Consider the following 15,344-nt stretch of genomic DNA (forward strand, 5'->3'; position numbering starts at 1 on the left):
GGTGTGGAGGTTTGGGAAAAGAAGAGGAGTGAGGCGTCAGTCCCTCAGCCGCACTTCGAATAGCCGCAGCTCGTACACAGGTCGCAGCCTTCCTGCTTCATCAGGGAGACGGAGCCGCAGGTCGGGCATTGGGCCGGGATCGGGCCGCCGGCGACCGGGCCGTCATTGACGACCTTTTTCTTCCCGCCGAAATCCATTTCCAGCGTGTCCGGGTCCTTCAGGAAGCCAATATCCTGCAGATGCTGCTCGATCACGCCGCCGATGGCAGCGAGCAGGGAGGGGACGTATTTGCCGCCCATCCAGCAGCCGCCGCGCGGATCGAACACCGCTTTCAGCTCCTCGACCACGAAGGAAACATCGCCGCCGCGCCGGAATACGGCGCTGACCATCCGGGTCAGGGCCACGGTCCAGGCGTAATGCTCCATGTTCTTGGAATTGATGAAGACCTCGAACGGACGGCGGTGGCCGGACTGCATCACGTCGTTGATGGTGATGTAGATGGCGTGGTCGCTCTCCGGCCACTTGATCTTGTAGGTCTTGCCCGGCAACTCCTCCGGCCGCCCCAAAGGCTCGGTCATGTAGACCACATCAGGGTTCGCCGCCGGATCTGTCGTGGTTGCCGCTTCCTCGTTCGTGTTGGCGGGCGTGTTGGCGGGAGCCGGTGAGGCTTCTTCCTTCTTCTCGTCCGAGACACTCAGCACCGAGCCGGTGATCTCGTTCGGGCGGTAGGTCGTACAGCCCTTGCAGCCCTGCTCGTAGGCCGAGAGATAGACGTCCTTGAAATCCTCGAAGGAAATATCGACCGGCACGTTGATGGTCTTGGAGATCGAGCTGTCGATGTATTTCTGCACCGCCGCCTGCATCGCCACATGGTCTTTCGGCGTCAGGGTCTGGACACTGACAAAGGCGTCCGTCAGCTCCGCATCGTCACCCTTCAGGTGCTTGTACATCCGGTAGGCATAGTCCGAGACCTCTTCGGTCTTGCGGCTGCCGTCCGGCATCAGCACGGTGCGGTTATAGGCATAGCTGAAGACCGGCTCGAGGCCGGAGGACACATTGTCCGCGACCAGCGAGATGGTGCCGGTCGGCGCGATGGAGGTCAGCAGGGCGTTGCGGATGCCATGCTCCCGGATCGCGTCCTGCACGTCCTGATCCAGCTCTTTCACCGATTCGCTGGCCAGATACTTGTCCGCGTCGAACAGCGGGAACGCACCCTTCTCCTTCGCCAGATCGACCGAGGCGAGATAGGAGTGACGGCGCAGCGCGGCCATCCATTTCTCCGTCATCGCCACCGCGTCCGGCGAGCCGTAGCGCAGACCGCAGAAGATCAGGGCGTCGGCCAGGCCCGTAACGCCAAGACCGATGCGGCGCTTGGCCTGGGCTTCATGTTCCTGCTCCGGAAGCGGGAATTTCGAGGCGTCGACCACATTGTCCATCATCCGGACGGCGAGCGGCACCACGCGGGCCAGCTCGTCCATATCCAGCTCCGCATTCTCTTCGAACGGGTTCTTCACGAAGCGGGCGAGGTTGATGGAGCCGAGCAGGCAGGCGCCATAGGGCGGCAACGGCTGCTCGCCGCACGGGTTGGTGGCGGCAATCGTCTCGCAGTAATGCAGGTTGTTCCGCTTGTTGATGCGGTCGATGAAGATCACGCCCGGCTCGGCATAGGCATAGGTCGCGGCCATGATCTTGTCCCACAGATCGCGCGCCTGCACGGTCTTGTAGACGGTGCCGTCGAACACGAGATCCCAGGGATCGTCCTGCTTCACCGCATCCATGAAAGGATCGGTGGCGAGGACGGAGAGATTGAACATGCGCAGCCGGGCCGGGTCCCGTTTCGCCTCGATGAAAGCTTCCACGTCCGGATGATCGCAGCGCAGCGTCGCCATCATGGCGCCACGGCGGGAGCCCGCGCTCATGATGGTGCGGCACATGGCGTCCCAGACATCCATGAAGGAGAGCGGGCCGGATGCGTCCGCCGCCACCCCGTGCACCCGCGCGCCGCGCGGCCGGATGGTGGAGAAATCGTAGCCGATGCCGCCACCCTGCTGCATGGTCAGAGCCGCTTCCTTCAGGCCCTCGAAGATCCCGGCCATATTGTCCGGAACCGTTCCCATGACGAAACAGTTGAAGAGCGTGACCTGACGGCCGGTGCCGGCGCCGGCGAAAATCCGGCCGGCGGGCAGATAACGGAAATCGGCGAGCGCGGTATAAAACTTCTCCGCCCATGCCTCCTGATCGGTCTCGACCTCGGCCAAAGCCCGCGCGACACGATGCCAGCTGTCCTCGATCGTGCGATCGACGGGCTCGCCGTCTGCGGTCTTCAGGCGGTACTTCATGTCCCAAATCTGCTGGGAAACCGGGGCGATTGAAGTCATTCCGGGCTCGTCCGTTCTATCTCGTCAAACACTATATATAGCCGCGCGCTATTGGGAGAACGCTATATATATGCACCATGATCACATGTCTATCGTGTCACGCCGAAACGGCAGCATAACACGATAAGCCTCACTCCGGCATCATCGAAGCCGCTGTCACCCGCAGCCAGGCAGCCTGGTATTTGACGTATTCCGACAGAATCAGGAAGCGCGACTGCGGCGATTTCCACCATTCGGCAAGGCCCGGATCGGCCGGACGCACCGGGTATTCGCTGATCTCGATATCCGGCATCGCCGCGCGGAACTCGATTCGCGAACGGGCCATGTGATAATTCGAGGTGACGAGGATCATCGAGCGATAGCCGCCCGACTTCATCCAGTTGGCCGCCTCCTCGGCATTGCCGATGGTGTCGTGCGCGCCATATCCAAGCGCCACGCAGCAATCCATCATCTCCTGATCGACGGCGACACCGCTCTCCGCCATGACCGCCCGGAATTCGGACGGGCTGACGATATCGTTGACCCCGGAGACCAGCAACGCCTTCGCATGGCCTTCAAGCAGCAGGGAGACAGCGACCGGAATCCGCCGGCTGCCACCGGTCAGCACCACAATGGCATCGGCCTCAGGCGTGGCACGCGGCGCATCCGACGGCATAACGGCCAGGAACCAGAAAAACCCGCCAATCCAGAGACCGCCCGCCACGGTGACAACGCTCAGAAGGCCGACCAGCCATCCCTTGAGCGGTCCTGCCTTCCAGTCCCGGCCATGTTTCCGGCTTTCCTGCCGGCCCTCCGCGCTCACGGGTTCATCCTTCTGAGCGCGCCGAGCACGGAAAGCCTCGCGGCAATCCAGGCGACAAGGGCAACCAGCACCGGCGCAGACGCGATCAGGCTCCATTCGACCACCCCGGCGGGCAACCCTCCGAGCAGGGTCGGGATCAGGTTGGCGCCATCGACCGCCTCCGGCTCCAAGGCCGCGGCGACGCCGGCCAGCGTCGCAACGGCAAGAAACCCGCCGACCAGACCGCCGCGCAGCGCCATCTTCAGGACGTGGGCCTGAAATTCGGAGGCGATATAGCCGTCACGGGCGCCGATCAGATGCAGGATGGCGATCACCTCACGGTGGATCGAGACCGAGGTGCGCACGGCGAAGATCACGGCGACGACCGAGGCCCCCATGACCAGCGCCAGCACCGTCAGGCCAAGCACCTCGACAGCCCGGGTCAGCTTGGCCACATGGCTCATCCACTGGGTATGGGCCTCGACCATGGCGCCCGGGAAAAGTTCACCGAGCCGGGCTTCGAACTGTTTCAGATCGACCTCCGGTGGGGCGGCGAAATGCAGATCGAACAGGCGCGGCAGGGGCAAGTCGGCAGCGAGTTCGGCACCGAGCCACGGCGCCAGCAGCTCGGCGCTGCGGGAGGTATCGACCCGGACCAGCCGCAGGATCCCCGGCAACTGCCGCATCATCCGTTCCGCCTGGCTCAGCCGAGGCGCATCGCTTCCTTCTGTAACCGCCGCCGGAATCTGCACCGTGACCACACTGCCGAGCGCAAAATCCCAGCGCGCGGCGAGCTGATGCGATGTGACCGCCCCGACCGAGGCGAGCACGGCGAAATAGCACATGATGCCAAGTAGCCAGGGCAGGTAGCGGGCGGATGGATCGTGCGACAGGGGAATGTCGCCGCGGGGAATAAGAGCCATGCCTCAGCCCCTGTGACGGTGCTTGCTGGGATTGCTGGTCCCGCCGCTGGTTGCCGCACCGACAGGACGCGGCTCGCTACGCCGGCTACCCGGTCCGCGGACACGGGTCACGCGCCCGCCATCGACATTCAGGCAGGGATAGGTGAAACGCTCCACCAGCGCCCTGTTATGGGTCGCGATCAGCACCGTGGTGCCCATCTTGTGCAATTCCTCGAAGAGATAGAGCAGCCGGATGGCCACGCCGTCGTCGACATTGCCCGTCGGCTCGTCGGCGAGCAAGAGCTGCGGCCTGCCGATCACGGCACGGGCGATGGCCACGCGCTGCTGCTGTCCACCGGACAGCGTGTGCGGCAGGGAGTCGAAATGGCCGGAGAGGCCAACCCATTCAAGCAACTCCGGAACGTATTCGCGGATCGCCGATTCGCGCGCCCCGGCGATGCGCAACGGCAGCGCGACATTGTCCAGCGCGCTCAGATGCGGGATCAGCCGGAAGTCCTGGAACACGATACCGATGCGCCGACGCAACGCCGGAATACCGTCCCGGCCGATGGTCGCCGCGTTCTGACCGAACAGGGACAGTCGTCCGCGCGACGGCTTCAGCCCGAGATACATCAGCTTCAGCAGGCTCGATTTTCCGGCCCCGCTCGCCCCGGTGATGAACTGGAACGAGCTTTCCTCGACCGCGAAATTAACATCGCTGAGGATTGCCGGACTCCCGGGATAGCGGAGCTCCACCTTGTCAAACTGGATCACGGCGCGGCGCGCCTCCCTCTCCCAGTTACCGGGGCCCAGATATCGGGCCCAGACTCCGGACCGACCCGCAAATATGGTTTCGCGAGATTTTCCGGTTGCTCAAGTCCCCATGATTTCAGATCGTCAGCACCATTGAAAGCCCGGCTATTGAAAGTGCCGGTGTTGAAGCGTGGCGGACAGTAGGCGCGACCGTCGGCTTTGCCTATAGTGGCCGGACCGTCAGTGGACAACAGGATCACATGAAACTCACCTGTCCCGAATGTAGTCAGTCTTTCAGCGTACCGGACAACGCTATCGGCCCCAAGGGCCGCAAGCTCCGGTGCAGCAAGTGCAGCCACGAGTGGCATCAGACACTGGAAATGCTGGAAGAAAAGAAGGCGCCGAAGCCTGCCGCTCAACCTGCCGCGGCCAAGCCTGCCGACGAACCCGACACGCCCGACGGCGAAGAAGAAGAGGTCGTCCCGTTCGGACGCTTCGGCAGCGGCGAGGCCGATCCCGACGTGGAACCCGCCTTCGTAAACGACGAACAGCAAGAAGATCAGGAAGGCGTGTTCGGCGCGCCGCCGATCCCGCGCGGCCGCATGCCGCTGTCCCGGCCACCGAAGCGCCGGCGCAAGGGACTGGTCGCCGCGATCGCCGGTATCGCCGTGCTGGTCGTGCTCGCAGTTCTGTTTGGCGCACGGGGCTCTCTGGTCGCCGCCTGGCCGCCGATCGACCGGCTCTATGCCTCGATCGGGCTGGGTGTTCCGGTGATCGGCGAGGAGCTGGTGATCCAGAATGTCGCCGCCTGGCGCAAGGCGGACGGCTCTATCGAGCTGCTGGTCATCAAGGGAGAGATCCGCAACCCGACGGAACAGATGCAAACCGTTCCGACATTGGCCGGCAAGCTCACCGGCAGCCAGGGCGACGTCATGCAGGAATGGCTGTTCCGGGCGGAAAACCAGGTCATGCTGCCGGGCGAGAAGACCAACTTCGAGTACGAGCTGCCGCAACCCGGCGCCGATGCGGCGGAGGTGACCATCACCTTTTCAGAACAAGCTCTCGGCGGCGGCCTCGGATATTAACCCATTCCGGCAGTACGAACCGCCCGTCCGAACACCAGCCGAGTTCCATTTGCGGCAACGGTATAAGCCTGTATTAGGTGTGGGTAATGCCGGCATAGGACACCCCCCCTCATTCTGATCAGGAATCGCGACGATGGATGCCAATAAAGCCAGCTCGACAGCTTACACAGTCATGCAAGGGCTTTTGTGGGCATCGAATCAGCCGCTATACGCACCACTTGTAGACGCCGATATCAGACAGTCGATACGGACATTCTTATCCGCCTCACCGGAAGGACGGCGCCGCATTGAACAAGTGGAAGGCGTGATCTCGACACGCCTGCTGCGCATCTTCGAGAAACTTCTGGCACCGAACATCAGCGTTCACTACGCGCTGCGGAAAAAATTCTTCCTGAGTAACGTCGAAAAGCTGATTGCATCAGGCACCCGGCAAGTCGTGAATATCGGCGCTGGCTTTGATCTTCTCGCCTGGAATTTGCACAAAAAATACCCGGACGTGAAATTTGTCGAGATTGATCACCCGTCAACCAGCCAGGAAAAAGTCGCGATCATCAATGCGGTCTCAGCACCGGGAGACAATCTGTCTTTTCTGGCTTTCGACCTGTCCGATGAAGGCCTGTATGCGGCACTGTCCTCGCAAAACATAATCGAGCCAAACGCCTCCACGGTTTTCATTTGTGAGGGCGTTTTCATGTATCTGGATGAAGGCTCCGTCATCAATACATTCAAAGATATCCAGAAGTTCGACCCCAAAGCCGCTTTCCTTTTCACCGCATTGGCGCCGTTCGGGTCCTCTGAGAATAATTCCACCTGGCTGCTGCGAGCTTACCTTCAGGTGAAGAAAGAACCTCTTGAATGGTGCATCGAACCCTCGACAATCGGGGCGTTTCTGGCAGGCGTCTCCTTCAAGTGCGATGCCATTCTGGATGATGACAAAGCGTATTTGGAATATCTGTCCCGGCCCCCGGAAACTGCCCTCCATAAGGGGGAGTTCATGGTTGCCGCGACGTCAAACATCTAATCACTCTTCGGAAAAAGTGTCTTAATGCCAATTCAGATAAAGATCGCTGATACACCTGCCTTGCTGGATGAGCTTTATAAAGTCCGGCACGAGGTTTTCTGCATCGAGGAAGGCTTGTTCCCAGCAAAACCCGACGGTCGGGTATTTGACCGGTTTGACGCCTATCCCACATCCACGAATATCGTCGCGGTCATCGATGACGTGGTGATCGGCGGAATGCGCATTATCCTTGATTCGGACGTCGGCTTGCATGCGGATGATTTTTACGATTACGGATCGTTGATTCCCCCAGATGCCGTTCGGGCGAGCTCTGGGCATTTCTGCATACTCAAACAATACAGATCGTCACAGGTGGCAAATGCGCTGATTTTGATGGCTTGCTATTACGGGTGCTCGCAAAATACAGACTGGGTTTTGGCGCCAGTCAATCCATTGATCGGGCGGATGCTGGGACGGATCGGCTTCAAGAAGGTCGGCGACAGTTTCGAGGTGCCTGGAATCACGGTCAAAGTGCTGCCCATGCTTCTGGATGTGCGTGATCTGCAGGACATCTTTATCGATTTCCTGCACCAGAATAATCTCTACAACTTCCTTCAATCCTACGAATGTCACATCTTCAATCCTGAAGAGACGATCATCCGTGCAGGCGATGTGGGCGATATGGCCTACGTCATTATTGAGGGTGAGGTGAGAGTATTACACCCAGCCGATAACCGTGTTCTCGCCGTTCTTGGCGAGGGCGATATTGTCGGTGAACTTGCAATCTTCATGGATGATGTGCGGACCGCGAATGTAGTCGCCACCTCGCCCGTCAGAGCGATGACGCTGCATAAAGACGTCTTCCTGGATTTCCTCCGCTCCAACCCGGATGAAGCTCTCAATCAGTTGAAGCTGCTGGGCCGGCGGATGAAGGCAATGAACGCAAGTTACGGATAACACCTGTCTGAACGGGCACGCCCGATCAGAACCGCTTTAGCAGACGCTCGATATAATCCAGCTCAAGGCTCGGCCGGGACCGGTCACCCGAGCGCTCCCGCAGCTCGTCGAAGATCCGGCGGGCCCGCTGGATATCGCTTTCCGTCGGGATCTGGACATCGTTGTTGTCGTTGAAACCGTATCCGGTGCGTCGGCGGTTCAGAGGATCGCCGTCCTCCGATTCGAAATCGTCCTCATCGGCGCTCTGTGCGTTCGGATTTTCCTGACCCTGGCCGTTCGCCATCTCACGCAGGGCCTCGTTCAGGGATTCCGCACCCTGCTGCATCTGACCGAGCGCATCGCCCTGCGGCCCGACAGCCTGACCCGGCGCGTTCTCGCCAAGCGCCTCGGTGGCATCGCGCATCGATTGCTCCGCGTCGCCGAAACCCTGCGGGATCTGCCCGAGGCCCTCGCCGACCTTGCGCATGAATTCACCGAGCTGCTTGCGCAGCTGTTCCTGCATTTCCGCAAGCTCCGCCGCCAGTTCCTCGGCCGTCATCTGACCGTCGCCCTGGCCGGGTGACTGCCCCGGTTGCTGACCGTTTTGCCCTGGCTGCTGGCCGGGACGTTGCCCCGGCTGCTGACCGCGCTGCCCCTGCTGCTGCCCCTGTTGGCCTTGCTGGCCCGGTTGCTGACCGCGCTGGCGCTGATGCTGCTGGAAGGTTCTGTCCATCAGGTCACGCTGCTGCTGTGACAGATCCTTCAACTGGCGCATCATTTCCTGCAAAGCCTGCTGCTGCGGCGACATCTGCTGCTGCTGCATGCCCATCCGCAGGTTTTCCATCATCTGCTGGAGCTGCGACAGCATCTGCCGGGCCGCGTCGCGGGCACCGGTCTTCGCCATGTCCCGCATCTGGTCCAGCATCTTCATCAGATCTTCGCGGCGCATCATCTGGTTCGGGTCGATCTGCTGGCGCTGCATCTGATCGCCACGCTGGGCCTGCTTCATCATCTGTTCGGCCATGGCCCGCAGATACTCGTCGATCGCCTGCTGCATCTCCTGCATCAGCCGCTCGATCTCCTCATCGCTGGCATCCCCGGCCAGCGCCTCCTGCAGCCTGCGCTCGACATCGCGCAGCTTGCGCATGGCGGTGGAAACCTCGCCATCCTCGATCCGCAAGGCGACGTCCCAGAGCAAGCTCTGCAGCGCTTCGACGCCTTCCGCGTCCGGCGCTTTGAAATAGAGCCTGTTCGCCGCCGTTTTCAGGCCGAGAAAGACAACAGTATCGTGGAAATAGCGACCCGGCCGGGCAGCGAGGGTCAGCAGGATTTCGGAAATATCGATGCGCTCTTCCGGCTCGGTCACCAGACGCTTGCGCTGCGCGATGACCGCGATCGCCACCGGATGATTGAAGACCCGCTCCGGCAACACCATCTCGACCGGCGCGCTTGTTCCGGTCTGATCCAGATCGTCCGACGCCTCAAGCGTGATCCGCACCTTGTGTCCCGCCCAGGGATGCGGGGTCAGATCGCTGAAACTGCGACCGGTGATTTCCTTCCGCTCGCCAGCAACCACCGGCATGGCAATCTCGATCGGCTTCTCGTCGGTGATGCCGTCATCCCCGAGGCGATGAATCAGCGCCCGTACCCGGGCCACACCATAGTCGTCTTCCGCTTCATAGCGCAGGATCAGGGCCTGCCGTTCAGAGGCGGCCGGCGGCTCCGTGAAATCGACCGACGGCACCAGATCCGGCAGCACATTGATGCGCCATTCAGCGAGAGCCTCATCGTCCTGCATCACGGCAAGCCGGGTACCACGGGAAATCGGTGTCTGTATCTGATGGCTTTCGGGCGCAATGGTCTCGAAGCTGACCCGCTCCGAGGTGCCTTGTGACGTGCCTTCGGCTGTCCTGTCGGCAGTGCCCGCAAGAACGCCGTCCTCAATGATCAGCTCAGGTGTCTCCTCGCCGCCATTGACGGTTGCCAGGAAACGGCTGCCAACCGGGATCGCAACGGTTCCCGGGTCTGGCGGAACGTCCTCTGACGTATCTCCCGCCCGGGTCAAGGCCGAGCGGGAGAGCAGGATCGGTGCCATGCCGGTGTAATCCGGCGGGCTGACCCATACATCCGCGAGCGAGGATGGCGCAGCGCCCGCGCCCCGCAGTTCAGGCGTGACCGCAGCGCGCAATCGCTCGCCCGGATTCTGCCAGCCCGCGACCAGCCCCATGAAGAGAATGAGGCCGACAAGGGCGCGCAGGCCAAACGGATCGAGCCGCGCCGCAACTGGCTCGGGACTGCCGACATGCACCTTCCGGCGGACATCACCAAGCCGCTTCAGATGCGCCTGCCAGAGAGCCGCTTCCGTCCGTCCGCCGCCCGCGACCGCGTCGCTCAGGGCAGAGAGCGGCCGGTGCCGCAAACCCGACCAGCTTTCCAGCCGGCGCAGGATCTGGCTTTCGTCCGGCCAGGAGAACGCGATGATTGCGCGCCGGAATGTCCAGAGGAAGAGTGCGAGCACGATGGCGAGAAAACCCGCCTGCAGCCAGCCGCCACTGATCTGTCCCAGCGCCTGGGGCAATTCGATCAGGGAAAATCCAAGAAACAGTCCAAGCAGAGCGAGCGGCCAGCGGAAGGCCGGGAAAAATCTTTCCCACGCCAGCACAAGGCTGGTCGTCCATACCTTCAACCGGTAGGAGAATGAAGCCGTCTGGGCATCGTCACGCATGCAAAGACCCATCCCCGGCATAGCGCCGTGTCATCAGGGACGGATCCCGACCGCCTCCCCCGCTGGCAAAACCACCCGCGGCGGCACGGGAACCTGTCGATAGCTCATACTCTCCCGGAGACGAACGCCCCGGTCAAGCCTGCGACAGGTCAGCTAGCCCGGCCGGACTACTCTTCAAGAGCCAGCATTTCATCGAGCGTCTGACGCCGGCGGACAACTTTGTAGCTATCGCCATCGACCAGAACTTCCGGCACGAGCGGCCGCGAGTTGTAGTTCGAGCTCATGACGGCACCGTAGGCACCCGCCGATTTCAACACGATAAGGTCCCCGTCGCTGATCTTGCCGAGACGACGGCCCCGGGCCAGATAATCCCCACTTTCGCAGATCGGACCGACGATATCGGCCAGACTGTCCTCCTCACCGGCGACCGTTTCGGAGACGGTGACAATGTCGTGATGTGCCTCATAAAGGGTCGGGCGGATGAGATCGTTCATGGCGCCGTCGACGATGACGAAGCGCCGGGCACCGCCCTGCTTCACGAACATCACCCGGGTCATGAAATAGCCCTCGTTACCGACCAGATAACGGCCCGGCTCGACCGAGAGCCGGCAATCGAGATCGCCGACCGTGTCCTTTACGATTTCCGCATATTCCGCGAGATCCGGCGGCGTGGTGCCGTCATAGGAAATGCCGATACCGCCGCCGAGATCGAGGTGATCGACCTTGTAGCCCTGCTGGCGAAGATTGAGCGTCATGCCCCGCAGCCGGTCATAGGCCGCCCGGTAAGGCGTGACGTCCATCAGCTGGGAGCCGATATGGACCGACATGCTGTTGAGGCTGATATTCTCCAGCGCGGCCGCGAGCGCAAACATGTCTGGCGCCCGTTCGATATCGATACCGAACTTGTTTTCCTTACGGCCGGTCGTGATCTTCGCGTGGGTCTTGGCGTCGACATCCGGATTGACCCGGATCGCCGCCGGCGCAATCACGCCCTTGGAGGCCGCGACCTGATTGAGCAGCCGCAGTTCCGGCTCGGATTCCACGTTGAACTGATGAATGCCGGCATCCAGCGCCGCCGCCATCTCGTCCGCCGTCTTGCCGACGCCGGCGAAAACGATCTTGTCCGCCGTGACACCGGCCCGCAGGCTGCGCTGCATCTCGCCGCCGGACACCACATCCATGCCCGCGCCCAATTCCCCGAACAGGCGGATCACGGCCAGGTTCGAATTGGCTTTCAGAGCATAGTAGATCGAGACCGGAAGACCGGCGAGCGCCTTCTCCAGCGCGCGATACCGTCCGATCATTCCGGCCTTGGAATAAACGTAGACGGGGCTGCCCACTTCGTCGGCGATACGCGCGAACGGAACCTGCTCAACAGTCAGGGCGCCGTCCACATAGGAGACTTGCTCACTCATTTCATCAAACTTTCGGTCGGGTAACGTCTTCTGGCTAACGCGTTATTGCGTCGGATAGGTGCGCGGGAAATCGGAGGATTGTCCGGAGGGCGGTTTGAGAGAGCCCTTCTTGCCGCACGCGGCCTGGCTGAGGGCCAGACCGGCGAACAGGACTGCAAGCAGTCCAAGCCGGGTCATCCGTTTCAACATCGCACCTCTCCCCTGTTCGCGCGTCAGCCGAGGAACCGGTCGCGGGCACGGGCGACCTGTTCACGCACATTGTCCGGAGCGGTTCCGCCGTAGCTGGTCCGGCTCGACACCGAGGCATCGACCGTCAGCACGTCGAACACACCGTTGGTGATCCCCGGCTCGACCGCCTGCATCTCCGCCAGGCTGAGCTCTTCTATACCGCAGCCCTTGTCCTCGGCCAGCTTCACAATGGTGCCAGTGACATGGTGAGCCCGGCGGAACGGCATTCCCGCCGCCCGGACCAGCCAGTCGGCCAGATCGGTCGCGGTCGGGAAGCCAGCCTTCAGGGAGGCCCGCATCGGCTCAGGATTGGCCTTCATGTCGCGGATCATGCCCGCGGTCGCAGCAATGCATAGACCGAGAGAATCGACGGCGTCGAACACCGGCTCCTTGTCTTCCTGCATGTCCTTGCCATAAGCGAGTGGCAGGCCCTTCATGACGATCAGCAGCGCATTCAGATCTCCGATGATCCGGCCGGACTTTGCCCTTACCAGCTCGGCCGCATCCGGATTGCGCTTCTGCGGCATGATCGAGCTGCCGGTGGTGAAGGCGTCGGACAGCGTGATGTAATTGAACTGCGCGCTGGTCCAGATCACGATCTCTTCCGCCAGGCGCGAGAAGTGGGTGGCGCAGATCGACATGGCGGACAGGAACTCAAGCGCGAAATCCCGGTCGGAAACCGCATCGAGCGAGTTCGCCGACGGACGCGCGAAGCCGAGCGCTTCCGCCGTCTTGTGCCGGTCGATCGGGAAGGACGTTCCAGCCAGTGCCGCGGCACCGAGCGGGCATTCGTTCATCCGCTCCCGGCAATCCCTGAAGCGACCGAGGTCGCGGCCGAACATCTCGACATAGGCCAGCAAATGGTGCCCGAAGGTGACCGGCTGCGCCGTCTGCAGATGCGTGAAGCCCGGCATCACCACATCGGCATTGCGCTCGGCCTGGTCGACCAGCGCCTCGATCAGCGCCGTCAGGCTCTCATCGACGGAGTCGAGCGCGCCACGAACCCAGAGCTTGAAATCAGTCGCCACCTGATCGTTTCGGGAGCGTGCCGTATGCAGCCTGCCCGCCGCGTCGCCGATCAGTTCAGCCAGCCGGTTCTCCACATTCATGTGGATATCTTCCAGCGCGCGCGAGAATTTAAAGCTGCCGTCGCGGATCTCCGCGTCGATTTGCTCTAGACCCAGACGGATTGCCTTACCATCTTCTGCGGTGAGCACCCCTTGGGCCACGAGCATTTCCGCATGGGCGATAGAGCCCTGGATGTCCTGGGCCGAGAAGCGCTTGTCGAAGCCGATCGACGCGTTGATCTCTTCCATGATCGCCGCAGGTCCGGATGCGAAGCGTCCGCCCCAGATCGTGCTGGCGCCTTCGTTCTTGGGGTCGTTGTGCCGTTTGTTCATTAGGGAGATGCCCCGGTGTCTTGGATTTCATCAGTAGCGGTCAAGAAGACGGTATTCGCCGGACTCGTCGCAGCATTCCTGGCCGCGATTGCCGGTTCCGCCGAAGCCGAGCCCCCGCTGGTGGGCGATATGGTCAAGTTCGTGCCCAGCGCCGAGGACCGGACCGCGCCGGACACCCCCTTCATAAGCGCCACGGGCGAACCCATCAAGCTGGACTCGTATCGCGGGAAGACCGTTTTGCTGAATTTCTGGGCCACCTGGTGCGCGCCCTGCGTGAAGGAGCTGCCGTCCCTTGATCGATTGAACGCCGAACTCGGGGCTGAACTCGGGAGCGACAGGTTCGAAGTCCTGCTGGTTTCGATCGATCGTGGCGGCCCGCGCGTCTTCGAGCCTTTCCTAGAAAAACTCGGGATCAAAAGCCTCGCATCCGCTGCCGACACGAAAACCGCGCTGTTGCGGGCCTTCAAGGCACCCGGACTGCCAACAACCTTCCTGATTGGACCCGACGGCGCGATCAGGGGTCGTTTGGTTGGGGATGCGGAATGGGATTCCGCGGCTGCGAAAGATCTGATTAACTATTATGTGTCAAACTGATAGTGGGTATAGATAGTTCCATTACTCACCGCCTGACCGAGACCGGACGACGATGACGCAGATCCCCCGCCCGTACTTCATCCTGATTGTCATGATTCAGGCTGCGGTACTCGCGGGAAGCGGGGTCATCGGCAGCCGGCACGCCTCCGCCCAGAATCAGATGATTTTCTTCCAGATCGCCACCGGCGGTGTGGACGGAACCTATTATCCGCTCGGCACCGCAATCGCGAATGCCATCTCCCGGCCGCCAGGCTCACCGGCCTGCAAGGAAGACGAGGCGTGCGGCGTAAAGGACCTCGTGGCCGCCGCCCAGAGTTCCAGCGGCTCGGTCGATAATGTGAATGCAGTGGAGAGTGGGCGCATTAACTCCGCTTTCGCCCAGGCCGATATCGTCTATGCGGCTTATTCCGGTACCGGACCGTTCGCCGGGCAGCAACCGATGACCCAGTTGCGCGGGCTGGCGCACCTCTATCCCGAGGTTCTGCATGTGCTCGCGCGCAAGGCGGCGAAAATCACCGGCGTAAAGGATCTGGTCGGCAAAAGGGTTTCAATCGACGAGCCCGGGTCGGGACTTCTCGTCATGGCGCGGAATATTTTCACGGCATACGGCATCGACGAGAGCCAGATGATCGCGTCCTACCTGAAGCCCGGGCCGGCGGTGGACATGCTTGCCCGGGACGAATTGGACGCCTTGTTCCAGATATCCGGCATACCAAGCCGGCTGGTTGCCACCACCGCGGAAGACCACGGTGTCGATCTCCTGACCCTGAACGGTCCGCCGGTCGGCAAACTGCTTGATGCACACCGGTTCCTGACCCGCTACACCATTCCGGCAGGCACCTATGAGGGCGTCGGGGAAGTGGAAACACTCTCCGTCGGCAGTCAGTGGATCGTCTCGGAGAAACTGCCCGAGCAGCTGGTGTACGATATCTGCCGCGCGCTCTGGAATACGAACACACGGAAAATTCTGGACGAGGGCCATCCCCAAGGCCGCAACGTCAAACTCGAGTCTGCACTCGCAGGTATCGCCATCCCGCTGCACAGCGGGGCAGAGCGCTGTTATCGCGATCTCGGTGTCTTGCAGTAGCAGGAGCGGCACGGAGAAACCGGTGACATGACAGAGTCACGTCACACCGGTTGCCAGTCC

The 15,344-nt window shown here is 61.8% G+C and carries 13 protein-coding genes; 5 read left to right on the forward strand and 8 right to left on the reverse strand.

The genetic code is table 11. From position 1 onward, the window contains the following. Positions 1–44 precede the first annotated feature (44 nt). The 4 genes from VOI22_RS17055 to ftsE form a co-directional block, all read right to left on the reverse strand. Positions 45–2,378: an adenosylcobalamin-dependent ribonucleoside-diphosphate reductase gene (locus tag VOI22_RS17055; protein WP_323797657.1), complete on the reverse strand. Its 2,334-nt coding sequence runs from the start codon at positions 2,376–2,378 to the stop codon at positions 45–47. Positions 2,379–2,508: 130 nt separating this feature from the next. Further along, complete coding sequence (locus tag VOI22_RS17060) at positions 2,509–3,180, reverse strand: YdcF family protein (RefSeq protein WP_323797658.1); 672 nt, start codon at positions 3,178–3,180, stop codon at positions 2,509–2,511. Further along, complete coding sequence (locus VOI22_RS17065; RefSeq protein WP_323797659.1) at positions 3,177–4,082, reverse strand: hypothetical protein; 906 nt, start codon at positions 4,080–4,082, stop codon at positions 3,177–3,179. Before VOI22_RS17065 ends, VOI22_RS17060 begins: the two co-directional genes overlap by 4 nt. A gap of 3 nt (positions 4,083–4,085) precedes the next feature. Beyond that, a complete protein-coding gene (ftsE, locus tag VOI22_RS17070; RefSeq protein WP_323797660.1) occupies positions 4,086–4,835 on the reverse strand; it encodes a cell division ATP-binding protein FtsE in 750 nt (249 codons plus the stop codon). A 239-nt stretch (positions 4,836–5,074) separates the two neighbouring features. Between ftsE and VOI22_RS17075 the strand changes: the two genes are divergently transcribed. The 3 genes from VOI22_RS17075 to VOI22_RS17085 all read left to right on the forward strand — a co-directional run bounded on the left by VOI22_RS17075 (position 5,075) and on the right by VOI22_RS17085 (position 7,856). After that, the gene (locus VOI22_RS17075) at positions 5,075–5,899 is read left to right on the forward strand and encodes a DUF3426 domain-containing protein (protein ID WP_323797661.1); all 825 of its coding nucleotides are present in this window, start codon (positions 5,075–5,077) and stop codon (positions 5,897–5,899) included. A gap of 133 nt (positions 5,900–6,032) precedes the next feature. Further along, positions 6,033–6,920 (forward strand): class I SAM-dependent methyltransferase, encoded by an 888-nt coding sequence (locus tag VOI22_RS17080; protein ID WP_323797662.1) that lies wholly within the window; start codon positions 6,033–6,035, stop codon positions 6,918–6,920. Between the two features lie 24 nt (positions 6,921–6,944). After that, complete coding sequence (locus VOI22_RS17085; protein ID WP_323797663.1) at positions 6,945–7,856, forward strand: N-acyl amino acid synthase FeeM domain-containing protein; 912 nt, start codon at positions 6,945–6,947, stop codon at positions 7,854–7,856. 25 nt (positions 7,857–7,881) lie between these two features. Here VOI22_RS17085 and VOI22_RS17090 read toward each other — a convergent pair whose 3' ends face one another. The 4 genes from VOI22_RS17090 to argH all read right to left on the reverse strand — a co-directional run bounded on the left by VOI22_RS17090 (position 7,882) and on the right by argH (position 13,603). After that, complete coding sequence (locus VOI22_RS17090; RefSeq protein WP_323797664.1) at positions 7,882–10,560, reverse strand: TIGR02302 family protein; 2,679 nt, start codon at positions 10,558–10,560, stop codon at positions 7,882–7,884. Between the two features lie 167 nt (positions 10,561–10,727). After that, positions 10,728–11,975 carry a diaminopimelate decarboxylase gene (lysA, locus tag VOI22_RS17095; RefSeq protein WP_323797665.1) on the reverse strand — a complete coding sequence of 416 codons (1,248 nt, stop codon included), beginning with the start codon at positions 11,973–11,975 and terminating at the stop codon, positions 10,728–10,730. A 42-nt stretch (positions 11,976–12,017) separates the two neighbouring features. Continuing rightward, positions 12,018–12,164, reverse strand: coding sequence for a hypothetical protein (locus VOI22_RS17100; RefSeq protein WP_169721200.1), 147 nt, complete (start codon positions 12,162–12,164; stop codon positions 12,018–12,020). A gap of 23 nt (positions 12,165–12,187) precedes the next feature. Next, positions 12,188–13,603 (reverse strand): argininosuccinate lyase, encoded by a 1,416-nt coding sequence (gene argH, locus VOI22_RS17105; RefSeq protein WP_323797666.1) that lies wholly within the window; start codon positions 13,601–13,603, stop codon positions 12,188–12,190. A gap of 15 nt (positions 13,604–13,618) precedes the next feature. On the opposite strand from argH, the gene VOI22_RS17110 reads away from it, so the two are divergent. Both VOI22_RS17110 and VOI22_RS17115 read left to right on the forward strand, forming a co-directional pair. Further along, on the forward strand, positions 13,619–14,197 hold the full coding sequence (locus VOI22_RS17110) for a TlpA disulfide reductase family protein (protein ID WP_323797667.1): 579 nt from the start codon (positions 13,619–13,621) through the stop codon (positions 14,195–14,197). Positions 14,198–14,249: 52 nt separating this feature from the next. Further along, positions 14,250–15,284, forward strand: coding sequence for a TAXI family TRAP transporter solute-binding subunit (locus tag VOI22_RS17115; protein WP_323797668.1), 1,035 nt, complete (start codon positions 14,250–14,252; stop codon positions 15,282–15,284). The last annotated feature ends 60 nt before the right edge of the window (positions 15,285–15,344 follow it).

It is taken from the genome of Nisaea sp. (genome assembly GCF_034670185.1).
In the GTDB taxonomy this organism is placed as follows: domain Bacteria; phylum Pseudomonadota; class Alphaproteobacteria; order Thalassobaculales; family Thalassobaculaceae; genus Nisaea.